Origin of the sequence: Cellulomonas sp. Root485, assembly GCF_001426705.1 — a bacterium.
In the GTDB taxonomy this organism is placed as follows: Bacteria; Actinomycetota; Actinomycetes; order Actinomycetales; family Cellulomonadaceae; genus Cellulomonas.
The window spans coordinates 985,947-997,994 of the sequence record NZ_LMFC01000002.1 but is presented as its reverse complement, the minus strand read 5'-3'; the positions used below and the strand labels follow the sequence as shown (position 1 = coordinate 997,994).

The 12,048-nt window shown below is 74.5% G+C and carries 7 protein-coding genes; 5 read left to right on the top strand and 2 right to left on the bottom strand.

Annotated elements, in window-relative coordinates; translation table 11 throughout:
- Nucleotides 1-6: 6 nt before the first annotated feature.
- A complete protein-coding gene (locus ASD16_RS13145; protein WP_055917861.1) occupies nucleotides 7-1,458 on the bottom strand; it encodes an NAD(P)H-quinone dehydrogenase in 1,452 nt (483 codons plus the stop codon).
- Nucleotides 1,459-1,522: 64 nt separating this feature from the next.
- Here ASD16_RS13145 and ASD16_RS13140 point away from each other — a divergent pair, with 64 nt between their 5' ends.
- The 5 genes from ASD16_RS13140 (at nucleotide 1,523) to ASD16_RS13120 (ending at nucleotide 9,728) form a co-directional block, all read left to right on the top strand.
- Nucleotides 1,523-2,362: a purine-nucleoside phosphorylase gene (locus ASD16_RS13140; protein ID WP_055917858.1), complete on the top strand. Its 840-nt coding sequence runs from the start codon at nucleotides 1,523-1,525 to the stop codon at nucleotides 2,360-2,362.
- Nucleotides 2,363-2,428: 66 nt separating this feature from the next.
- Nucleotides 2,429-5,017 carry a molybdopterin oxidoreductase family protein gene (locus ASD16_RS13135; protein WP_055917855.1) on the top strand — a complete coding sequence of 863 codons (2,589 nt, stop codon included), beginning with the start codon at nucleotides 2,429-2,431 and terminating at the stop codon, nucleotides 5,015-5,017.
- A 1-nt stretch (nucleotide 5,018) separates the two neighbouring features.
- The gene (gene nirB, locus ASD16_RS13130) at nucleotides 5,019-7,523 is read left to right on the top strand and encodes a nitrite reductase large subunit NirB (RefSeq protein WP_082570826.1); all 2,505 of its coding nucleotides are present in this window, start codon (nucleotides 5,019-5,021) and stop codon (nucleotides 7,521-7,523) included.
- Nucleotides 7,520-7,873: a Rieske 2Fe-2S domain-containing protein gene (locus ASD16_RS13125; protein WP_055917852.1), complete on the top strand. Its 354-nt coding sequence runs from the start codon at nucleotides 7,520-7,522 to the stop codon at nucleotides 7,871-7,873. The genes nirB and ASD16_RS13125 overlap by 4 nt, the downstream gene beginning before the upstream one ends.
- Before the next feature lie 13 nt (nucleotides 7,874-7,886).
- Complete coding sequence (locus ASD16_RS13120) at nucleotides 7,887-9,728, top strand: phospho-sugar mutase (RefSeq protein WP_055917850.1); 1,842 nt, start codon at nucleotides 7,887-7,889, stop codon at nucleotides 9,726-9,728.
- On the opposite strand, the gene ASD16_RS13115 is transcribed toward ASD16_RS13120, so the two are convergent.
- Nucleotides 9,725-12,040 carry a DUF6055 domain-containing protein gene (locus ASD16_RS13115; protein ID WP_055917847.1) on the bottom strand — a complete coding sequence of 772 codons (2,316 nt, stop codon included), beginning with the start codon at nucleotides 12,038-12,040 and terminating at the stop codon, nucleotides 9,725-9,727. The two genes, ASD16_RS13120 and ASD16_RS13115, sit on opposite strands and share 4 nt — an antisense overlap.
- Nucleotides 12,041-12,048: the final 8 nt, after the last annotated feature.

The following is a 12,048-nucleotide window of genomic DNA, read 5'->3' as shown; positions in this document are numbered from 1 at the left end:
GGCGGGTCAGTCGTCGATGCGGTGGTGGAGGATGCGGGCCACCTCGGCGATCGTGCCCGACATCGACGGGTAGACCGTCGCCGTCTCGGCGAGCTGGTCGGTGGTGAGGCGGTGCGTGATGGCGAGCGTCAGCGGGTAGATCGACTCGCTCGCGCGCGGGCCGACGACCACGGCACCGAGCACGGTCCCGGTGCCGGCGTGGGCGAAGATCTTGATGAACCCGTCGCGCACGCCGAGCATCTTGGCGCGGGGGTTGCGGGCCAGCGGGAGCATGCTCACGGAGTACTTCACGCCCTGCTCGACCAGGCGCGCCTCGGACGAGCCGACCGTCGCGATCTCGGGCGACGTGAAGATGTTCGCGGACACGCCGCGCAGCGACAGCGGCTTCACGGCGTCGCCCAGCGCGTGGGCCATCGCGAGCCGGCCCTGCATGGCCGCGACGGACGCCAGGGGCAGCACCCCGGTCACGTCACCGGCGGCGTAGATCCCGCGGACGTTGGTGCGGGACACCTTGTCGACCTCGATGTGGCCCGACGGGGTGAGCCGGACGCCGGCCTCCTCCAGGCCGAGGCCCGCGGTGGTCGGGATCGAGCCGACCGCGAACAGGACGTGGGACCCCTCGATGACGCGCCCGTCGGCGAGGGTGACCTCGACGCCGTCGGCGGTCCGCCGGGCGCCGGCGGCACGCGACTGGGACATGACCGTCATGCCGCGGGTCTTGAACACGTCCTCCAGCAGCTGGGCGGCGTCGGCGTCCTCCCCCGGCAGCACGCGGTCACGGCTGGAGACGAGGACGACGTCGGCGCCGAGCGAGGTGTACGCACCGGCGAACTCGGCACCGGTCACGCCGGAGCCGACGACGATCAGCCGCTTCGGGAGCTCGTCGAGGTCGTAGAGCTGGGTCCAGGTGAGGATCCGCTCGCCGTCCGGACGTGCCGTGTCGAGCGTCCGAGGGGTCGCGCCCGTAGAGATCAGGACCGCGTCCGCCTCGAGCGTGAGGTCCTCGACGCCGTCCTGCCGGGTCACGACCACGCGCGACGGGCCGTCGAGCCGCCCGCGCCCGATCACGATCTTCACGCCCTCACGCTCCAGGCGTGCGCGGATGTCCGCGGACTGCGCGGCCGCGAGCGCCTTGACGCGCGTGTTCACGGCCGCGAGGTCGATGCGGTGCCGCAGCTGCTCGAGCGTGCCGCCGACGGCGGCGGACAGCGGCGTCCCGTCGAGCCGGATGCCGAGCTCGGGGGCGCGGTCCGCGATCGTCATCCACTCGGCGGTGGCGATGAGCGTCTTGGAGGGCACCACGTCGGTCAGCACCGCGGCGCCGCCCAGCCCGGCGCCCTCGACCACGGTGACGTCCGCGCCGAGCCGACGGCCGACGAGGGCCGCCTCGTAGCCTCCGGGTCCGCCGCCGACGATGACGACGCGGGCGGCGTGGGTGTCCTGCGCGGGGGTGCTCACGACAACCCATTCTGCCGGTCTGCGGGCGCACGGCCAGACGGACGGGGCGCGTTAGCCTCGGTCCATGAGCGACGTCACACCGGCCCCTGACCTCGACGACCCCGCGACCGACCCGTTCGACGTCGCCCGAGCGGCTGCCGCGTACATCGCGCGGGCCACGGGTGTGGAGCGCCACCACGTGGCCCTGGTGCTCGGCTCGGGCTGGGGCGGAGCCGCGGAGCTGCTGGGCGAGACGGTCGCGGAGCTGCCCAGCCACGACGTCCCGGGGTTCGCCGCACCGGCCGTCGTCGGGCACGTCGGCACCATCCGGTCCATCCGGATCGAGGGGACCGACCGGCACGCGCTCGTCCTCGGCTCGCGCACCCACCTGTACGAGGGCCGCGGGGTGCGCCGCGTGGTGCACGGCGTCCGGACGGCGGCTGCGACGGGTGCGTCGACCATCGTCCTGACCAACGGCTGCGGCGGCCTCAACCCGGCGTGGGGTCCGGGCACGCCGGTGCTGATCAACGACCACCTCAACCTCACGGCGACCTCCCCGCTGGAGGGCGCGACGTTCGTCGACCTGACCGACCTGTACTCCAGCCGCCTGCGCGCGGTCGCGCGCGAGGTCGACCCGACGCTCGACGAGGGCGTCTACGTGCAGTTCCGCGGCCCGCACTACGAGACGCCCGCCGAGGTCCGGATGGCGGGCACGCTGGGCGGCGACCTCGTCGGCATGTCCACCACGCTGGAGGCGATCGCGGCGCGGCAGGCGAAGCTCGAGGTGCTCGGCATCTCGCTGGTCACCAACCTCGCCGCGGGCATCAGCCCGGAGCCGCTGTCGCACGAGGAGGTCCTCGAGGCGGGTCGCGCGGCGGGACCGCGGATCAGCGCGCTGCTCGCGCAGATCGTGCGCCGGCTGTAGCGAGGGGAAACCCTGCGGTAACCGGGCGGCAGGCTGCGCGTAACGGGCGCACCGCACGATCGAGCGATGAGGCAGGAGCTCGCGTCGCCGACCGCCGGACGGGCTCCCGACGCTGCCCGGACCGTCGCGACGCACTGCCCGTACTGCGCGCTGCAGTGCGGCATGGAGCTGTCCGTCACTCCGCGTCCGGGGCAGGAGCGGCCCGACGTGCGCCTGGCCCCGACGGACTTCCCGACGAACCGGGGCGGGCTGTGCGCGAAGGGCTGGTCGGCGGCCGACCTGCTCAGCCACCCCGACCGGCTCACCTCCCCGCTGGTGCGGACGGTCCCCGGTGACCGGTCGTCGCCGCTGCGGCCCGCGACGTGGGACGAGGCGCTCGACGCGGTGGCCGAGGCCGTCCGTGCGACGCAGCGCCGGTACGGGCGGGACGCGGTGGGCTGCTTCGGCGGGGGCGGTCTGACCAACGAGAAGGCGTACCTGCTGGGGAAGTTCGCCCGGACGGTCCTGCGCACGCGGTCGATCGACTACAACGGCCGCTGGTGCATGTCGTCGGCGGCCGCCGCGTCGACGCGCTCGTTCGGGATCGACCGCGGGCTGCCGTTCCCCGTCGCGGACCTGGCGCTCGCGGACGTGCTGCTGCTGGTCGGCGCCAACCCGGCCGAGACGATGCCCCCGCTCATGCAGCACCTGGAGGCCGGCCGCGAGCGCGGCGCGCACCACGTCGTCGTCGACCCGCGCGCCACGGCGACCGCCCGCACGGCGCACGTGCACCTGCAGCCGCGGCCGGGGACCGACGCGGCGCTCGCGAACGGCCTGCTGCACCTGGTGGTGCGCCGCGGGTGGGTGGACGAGGAGTATGTCGCGACCCGGACGGTGGAGTTCGAGGCGGTCCGGGAGTCGGTGACGGGCTACTGGCCGGACCGCGTGGAGCGGATCACCGGGGTGCCCGCCGCGGACCTGGAGGCCGTCGCGGAGCTGCTGGGCACGGCGTCGACGGCGATGGTCATCACGGCCCGGGGCGCCGAGCAGCACGCGTCGGGCACGGCCACGGCGCAGGCGTTCATCAACCTGGCGCTCGCGCTCGGGCTGCCCGGCCGGCCGGGTTCGGGCTACGGGACGCTCACGGGCCAGGGCAACGGTCAGGGGGGCCGGGAGCACGGGCAGAAGGCCGACCAGCTGCCCGGCTACCGCAAGATCACCGACCTCGGGGACCGCGCGCACGTCGCGGGCGTGTGGGGCGTGGACCCGACGAGGCTGCCCGGCCCGGGCGTGTCCGCCACGGAGATGCTGCGCGCGCTGGGCACCCCCGGCGGCGTGCGGACGCTGCTGCTGCTCGCGTCGAACGTCACCGTCTCCGCGCCGGACGCGAGCACCGTGACCGAGCGGGTCGACGCCCTCGACTTCCTCATGGTCGCCGACCTGTTCCTGTCCGAGTCGGCCGCCCGCGCGGACGTCGTGCTCCCGGTGGCGATGTGGGCCGAGGAGGAGGGCACGATGACGAACCTGGAGGGACGGGTGCTGCGCCGTCGCCGCGCGCTCGACCCACCCGTGGGCGTGCGGACCGACCTCGACGTCCTGGCCGGAGTCGCCGAGCGGCTCGGGCAGGGACACCTCATGACGACCGACGCGGGGGCCGCGTTCGACGAGCTCGGCCGGGCCAGCGCGGGCGGCGTGGCCGACTACGGCGGCATCACCTACGACCGCATCGAGGACGAGCAGGGGGTGTTCTGGCCGTGCACCGACGCCACCGACCCGGGCACGCCGCGACTGTTCGCCGACCGGTTCGCCCACCCCGACGGGCTCGCACGGTTCACCCGGGCCGAGTACCGGGAGCCGGCGGAGCGCACCGACCAGGAGTTCCCGTACGTCCTGACCACCGGACGGCTGATGCGGCAGTACCAGAGCGGCACGCAGACCCGGCGGGTGGCGGCGCTCGCGGGCGACGAGGTGGGGCCCGACGGGACGGTCCTGCCGCACGCCGAGCTGCACCCCGACCTGGCCCGCCGCTGCGGCGTCGTCGACGGCGAGCCCGTGCAGCTGCGCACCCGCCGGGGCGTCGCGGTGTTCCGGGCGCGGCTGACCACCGGAATCCGGACCGACACGGTGTTCGTCCCGTTCCACTGGTCGGGCGAGTCCCGCGCGAACACCCTCACGCACGACGCCCTCGACCCGGTCTCCCGCATGCCCGCGTTCAAGGCGTGCGCCGTGGCCGTCGACCCGATCCGCACACCCAGCACGCCACCGGCCGGCACCACCACGGAGCGCACCCGTGCGCCGTGGCCGCCGGCCCGACCGAAGGGACTTGCCTTGGACAGTCACCCGACCTTCCTGCAGGGCGTCTACGCGCTGACCGGCAAGGGCCTGGCCGCCCCCGAGCTGCTCGACCCGGGCCTGAGCTACACGGTGCCCGACGGCTCGGTGGCGCAGACGGTGTACTTCCGTGGCGGCAACAGCACCGACGAGCTCGTCGTCGTGGTGCTGGTCCGCGACGGGGTGCCGATGCGGTACTTCCCCATCGGCGCGAAGGGTGACGTGCACGTGCCGCTGCGCGTCGTCGAGGACCTGGAGCCGGGCACCACCCTCGAGGTGCACGCGGCCGGTGCGGCGGGCGTCTCGGGCGTCCTGGTGATCGACCTCGGTCTCGTGGAGGTGTGACGTGGCCCGGCGCGCACGCGACGACGACGGGCGCCGCGACCTCGTCGTCGTCGGCAACGGCATGGCGGGTGCGCGCACGGTCGAGGAGATCCTGGAGCGTGGGGGCGCCGAACGCTTCCGGATCACGATGTTCGGCGAGGAGCCCTACGGCAACTACAACCGGATCATGCTGTCCAACGTCCTGGCCGGGCTGGAGAGCGAGGAGGCCATCTTCCTCAACTCGATGGCCTGGTACCGGGAGAACGCGATCACGCTGCACGCGGGGGTGCGGGTGGGCCGCATCGACCGGCACGCGCGGACCGTGCGCGCCACCGACGGCAGCCGCACGCCGTACGACGCGCTGGTGATCGCGACCGGCAGCAGCGCGTTCGTCCCCGACATCCCGGGGATGCGCACGGTCGGGCGCGGCTTCCACCAGGGCGTGTTCCGGTTCCGCACCCTCGACGACACGCGCGCGATGATCCGGTACGCCCGCACCCACAAGCGGGCCGTGGTCATCGGCGGCGGCCTGCTGGGGCTGGAGGCGGCGCGCGGTCTGCAGACCCACGGCGTCGACGTCACCGTCGTGCACGGTCCGGGGCACCTCATGAACCAGCAGCTCGACGCCGCGGGCGGGTACGTGCTGCGGCGCGGCGTCGAGACGCTCGGCATCGCGGTCGTGACGTCCGCGCGCACCGTCGGCGTGCTCGGCGACGCGGAGATCACGGGCGTGCAGCTCGCCGACGGGCGCGTGCTGCCGTGCGACATGGTCGTCGTGGCCGCGGGCATCCGGGCGAACTCGTCGGTGGCGGCCACGAGCGGGTTCCTCGTCGAGCGGGGCATCGTCGTCGACGACCAGATGCACGCGCTCGACGACCAGGGCACGCCGGACCCGGCGGTGTTCGCCGTCGGCGAGTGCGTACAGCACCGCGACCAGGTCTACGGGCTGGTCGCGCCGCTGTGGGAGCAGGCCAGGGTGCTCGCCGACGTGCTCACGGGCACCGACCCGTCGGCGCAGTACCACGGCTCGCGCACCGCGACGAAGCTCAAGGTCGCGGGCATCGACGTGGCGTCGATGGGCGTCACGGCCCCCGAGCGTCCCGACGACGACCACATCATCGTCTCCGAGCCGCGGCGCGGGCTGTACAAGAGCGTGGTGGTCCGCGACGACCGGCTCATCGGGGCGACGCTCGTGGGCGACCTCGAGAAGGTCGCGCCCCTCATCCAGGCGTTCGACCGCGGCTCGCCGCTGCCCGAGGACCGCATCGCGCTGCTGTTCGACCTCGGGACCGCACCCGCCGCGGTGGGCGTGGCGGAGCTGCCCGACGAGACGACCGTCTGCAACTGCAACGGCGTCAGCAAGGGGACGATCGCGGCGTGCGTGCGCGGCGGCGTCGCCTCCGTGGCGGGCGTCATGGATGCGACGCGCGCCGGCAAGGGCTGCGGCTCGTGCAAGACGCTCGTCGCGCAGGTGGTCGAGTGGGCCGCCGACGGTGACCTGGAGGTCGACGAGTCGGCGTCCTGGTACGTGCCCGGTGTCCCGTACGCCAAGGCCGAGCTCGTGGCGCTCGTCCGCGAGCAGGACCTGCGCTCGGTGTCGGCGGTGTTCGCCGCCCTCGCGCCCGGTGGGGTCGAGGACGCCCGCTCGAAGATGGGGCTGACCTCGCTGCTGCGCACGATCTGGGGCGCCGACGTGGTCGACGAGCGCGACGGACGCTTCATCAACGACCGCGTGCACGCCAACATCCAGCGCGACGGGACGTTCTCCGTGGTGCCGCAGATGAAGGGCGGCGTCACGTCGGCGGACCAGCTGCGCCGCATCGCCGACGTCGCGGACAAGCACCGCATCCCGATGATCAAGCTCACGGGCGGGCAGCGCATCGACCTGCTCGGCGTGCGCAAGGAGGACCTGCCGACCGTGTGGGCGGACCTCGACATGCCGTCCGGGTACGCGTACGGCAAGTCCTTCCGGACGGTCAAGACGTGCGTCGGCACCGACTTCTGCCGGTTCGGCCTGGGCGACTCCACCGCGCTGGGCATCGCCCTCGAGACCCGGTACCAGGGCCTGGAGAGCCCGGCGAAGCTCAAGCTCGCGGTGACGGGCTGCCCCCGCAACTGCGCCGAGGCCTACGTCAAGGACCTCGGGGTCGTCGCGGTCGACGGCGGCCGCTGGGAGATCTACGTCGGCGGCGCCGCCGGGGCGCACATCCGCAAGGGCGACCTGCTCACCACCGTCGACTCCCCCGAGGAGGTCGTCACGCTGACGGGCCGGTTCATCCAGTACTACCGCGAGACGGCGAACTGGCTCGAGCGGACCTACGCGTGGGTGCCCCGGCTCGGGATCGACCACGTCCGGGCGGTCGTCGTCGACGACGCCGAGGGCATCGCCGCGACGCTCGACGCCGCCGTGCAGGCCTCCGTCGACGCGTACCGGGACCCGTGGAAGGAGCGCGACGACCCGGCCGAGCCCGGCCAGTTCCGCACCGCGCTGCCCCTGACCGTGCTGCCGCAGGTGCCGGTCCGATGAGCGCGGTCGAGCTGGGCGTGGCCCACGTGCTGGGGGCGCTGTCGGAGATCCCGGTGGGTGAGGGCCGCGCGTACGCGGTCGCGGGCCGCCAGGTGGCCGTCTTCCGGCTCCGCGACGGCTCCGTCCGGGCGCTCGACGCCGTGTGCCCGCACCGTGGCGGTCCCCTCGCCGACGGGCAGACGGACGCCGACGTCGTCGTCTGCCCGCTGCACGCCCACGTCTTCGACCTGAGCACCGGCGCGTGCCGCTCCGGGCAGAGCGACGTGGCTTCCTATGCGGTGAGCGTCGAGGACGGCCAGGTGGTCGTGGTCCTGCCGGGCACGTCGGGGAGCGCCGACCGGACCGGCTGAGTACGTTGGCCCCATGACCGGCGACGACGCATGGGCAGGCCTCGAGGCGCGGGTGCAGTCGTGGATCGAGGACGACCCCGACCCGCAGACGGCGGACGAGCTCCGCGGCCTGCTCGACGTGGCCCGCGCCGCGCCGCCGACGGTCGCGCCCGGGCGCGAGCCCGACCCGACGCAGCGCCAGGCCATCGACGCCCGCACCGTCGCGCGCGAGGAGCTGGCCGACCGGTTCTCGGGTCTCCTGCAGTTCGGCACCGCGGGCCTGCGCGGCCGGCTGGGCGGCGGTCCGCACCGGATGAACCGTGCGGTCGTCATCCGTGCCGCGTCGGGGCTGGCGGACTACCTGCTGGGCGAGCTCGACGGGGTCAGCCCCCGCCCGCGCGTGGTCATCGGGTACGACGCCCGGCACAAGTCCGTCGACTTCGCGCGCGACTCGGCGGCCGTCCTGACAGCGGTGGGCATCGAGGTGCTGGTCCTGCCGTCGGCGCTGCCCACCCCCGTGCTCGCCTTCGCGGTCCGCCACCTGCACGCCGACGCCGGGATCATGGTCACCGCGTCGCACAACCCCCCGCAGGACAACGGCTACAAGGTCTACCTGGGCGGTCGGGTGGTCACCGACTCCGGCCAGGGCGCCCAGATCGTGCCGCCGGCCGACGCGGCGATCGCCGCCGAGATTGCGCACGTCCCGTCCGTCGCGTCCGTGCCGCGCGCCGCGAGCGGCTGGACGGTGCTCGGACCCGAGGTGCTCGATGCGTACGTGGCGTCGGTCGTCGCGCTGGCCCCCAGCGACGACGCCACCCGGGCCGCCGCCAAGCGCCTGCGCATCGTCCTGACCCCCCTGCACGGCGTCGGCGGCAAGGTCGCCCAGCGGGTGCTCGCCGAGGCCGGGTTCACCGACGTGGTGGTGGTGCCGGAGCAGGCGGAGCCGGACGGCGACTTCCCGAGCGTCGCGTTCCCCAACCCCGAGGAGCCCGGCGCGATCGACCTGGCGATCGGGCTGGCCAGCGACGAGGGCGCCGACCTGGTGATCGCGCTCGACCCCGACGCGGACCGCTGCGGGGTCGGGATCCAGGACCTGCGCCACCGTTCCTTCCGGGGACCCGACACCGCCGAGGCGGAGGGCTGGCGCATCCTGCACGGGGACGAGACCGGCTCGCTGCTCGGCAAGAGCCTGACGGGCACGACGCCGCAGAACGGGGCCGCGTTCGCCAGCTCGATCGTCTCGTCGCGCCTGCTCGGCAAGATCGCCACCGCCGCGGGCTACCGCCACGCGCAGACCCTCACGGGGTTCAAGTGGATCTCGCGCGTCGACGGTCTCGTGTTCGGGTACGAGGAGGCGCTCGGCTACTGCGTCGACCCCGCGCACGTGCGCGACAAGGACGGCATCTCCGCGGCGCTGCTCGTCGCCGGCCTGGCGGCGCGCCTCAAGGCGGAGGGACGGACCGTCATCGACGCGCTCGACGACCTCGCCCGCGAGCACGGCCTGCACCTGACCGACCAGGTCTCCGCACGGTTCGCCGACCTCGCGCAGATCGGCGAGACCGTCCACCGGATCCGGAGCCGGCCGCCGACCTCGCTGGCCGGGTCCCGCGTGACCGAGGTCGTCGACCTGGCCGCGGGCTCCGAGGACGACCGCGACGGGCTGCCGCCCACCGAGGGCCTGCGCCTGCTCACCACGGACGGCACCCGGGTCATCGTGCGACCCAGCGGGACCGAGCCCAAGGTGAAGTGCTACCTGGAGGTCGTCGTCCCGATCGACCCGGACGCGGACCACTCGGCCGTCGGCCGGGCGCGGCACGCCGCACGCACCCGCCTCGACGCGGTCGCCGGGGACGTGCGGTCAGCGCTGGGGATCTAGCGCGTCTTGGTGCAGCTGACCTGCGGGACCTGCAGGCCGGCATCACCGGGCCCGGTCCCCTGGAAGCCGAACGTCGTCGTGGATCCGTCGCGCAGGGTGCCGTTGTAGCTCATGTTCTCGGCCGTCGCGGTCGAGCCGCTGGTGCCGAGCCGCGCGTTCCAGACGGCCGCGATCTGGACCCCTTGCGGGAGCGGCCAGGAGACGGCCCACCCGTCGACCCCGGCGCCGCTGCCGGTGACGACCACCTCCGCCTGGAACCAGTTCTGGCCGTCCGAGGTCCAGTGGTTGACCACCGTGTACGTCGCGGAGCACGCGCTCGCCGGGACAGGCTCGGGGGGCTCCACACCGCCTGCCGTGGGCGTCTGGACGGGCGTGGTCGGCTGCGGCTTGGGCGGGGCCGTGGGGGTCGGTGCCGGGGTCGGCGTCGGGGACTCGGTCGGGGCCGACGGCTCCGGCGTCGGCGTCACGGTGGGCGCCGGCACGTCGGTGAGCAGCAGGTCGGTCGCCGCGAACGGGGTGGGGGCGCCGAGCAGGTCGGGCGACGCCTCGCGCCCGTCGCACCAGCGCGCCGGGTCGAACGTCGCGTAGCCCCCCGACGCGCACGTGAAGTCGACGACGGCGTCCCCGGCCACGACCGTCGTCCCGCTCAGGTGCGCGCCGGACCGGACGATGGCCACGTCCCGCACGACCGCCGCACCCTCGACGACCGCGCCCTCCTCGACCCACGCCCGGCCCTCGATGCGCGCACCGCCGAGGACCTGCGCGTCTCCGCGGACCACGGCGTCGGGACCGACGTAGGCGGTCGGGTCGACCGTCGCGGTGTCGTCCACGAAGCCACCGCCGTTGACGTGCCGGTGACCACCGAGGGTGGCCGGGTCGGGGAGGTCGTCGGCCACCGTCGCACCCGACACCCGGAACTCGTACGCGTAGCGGGCGACCTCGCCGTACGCGTCGCCCCCGCTGTGCCCGTGGTTCACCGTCGGGGTGCCGACGACCACCAGGTACGCCTCGTGCTCGCCCGTGCGGAGCCGGAGCTGGATCTGCTCGTCGAGGCTCTCGGTCACGGGGCTGTACCGGGGCACTCCTGCGCGCATCGCGACGAAACCGAAGCTCAGACCCGCGTCGGCGGCGTCGTCGTGGCCCCGGACCCGCACCCGGATGTCCCGCACCCCGGCGTCGGGCTTCAGCCGCACGATCGTGAAGCCGTAGTCGGACGGGGCGAACGCGTCGAGCACCCGGTAGTGGCCGGGGTCGCCCTCGACGGCCTCGACGGGGGTGGTCCGGTCGGCGAGCAGGACCGGGTCGAGCCGGTCCACCCCGGCGGCGATCGCGCTGCGGTCCAGGAAGTCCCAGGTCACGGTGCGCATGGCGTACTCCGCGACGCGGCGGTTCAGGTCGGCCTGGCTGAGCCCGGTCAGACGCTTGTAGGTGGTGAGCGGGTCCTCGCCGGCCTCCGCCTCGCGCCACATCGTCCCGAGCAGCTGCTCGCCGTCGCGCTCGGCCAGGTACTGCAGCAGGAGCCAGCTGCCGTCGCCGAGCCGGGGGCTCGCCCAGTGCAGCTGCGGGCTGCGGATCAGGTCCGCGGGGTTGCCGATGCCCCCGGGCGCGGCCACGGTGGCCAGGTAGGCCGAGCTGGCGGCCCAGAACGTCGCGGCGTCGTTCGAGGCGAAGCCCCCGGGGGTGTCGAGGACGGCGAAGCCCTGCACGACCTCCGCGAACCCGCGGGCCAGCTCCCAGGACGGGTCGAACTCGGAGCCGCCGACGACCGTGGGCTCCCCCGTCACCGGGGCGGTCGCGGACTCGTGGCCGCGGGCGGTCAGCGACGGGACGTCCACGCGCAGCAGCCCGACCCCGTCGATGACGGAGCCGGTGGCGCCGCGCTCGGTCTGCGCCAGCCCGCCGCTCTCCGGCACGACCACGGAGCTCGCGGGCGCTCCGGGACCGGTTGACCAGGTGCCGTCGACGACGACGACGATCTTGTGCTGGGCGATCGCGCCGTCCTCGGCGACCACGTCGAGGTCGTGCACGTCGAGCGCGTACAGGGCGTCGAGCTGGGCGACCGCCCGTGCCGCGTCGAACCGCACCTCGGCGGCCGCCCGCGTCGGGTCGGCGCCGGCGAGGTCGCCCCAGGCCAGGATCACGTCCTGCCCCTCGCGCACGTGGGCTTCCTTCCAGGCCGACTGCCACTCGGCGGGCACCACCACGGTCTTGCCGGCCTGGAGGTTCCGCACGGCCGCGCCCACGCCGAGCCCGGCGGCGAGGAACCCGAGGACGACGACTGCGGCGACCCCGCCGCGTCCCCACCGTCCCATCCGTGCTG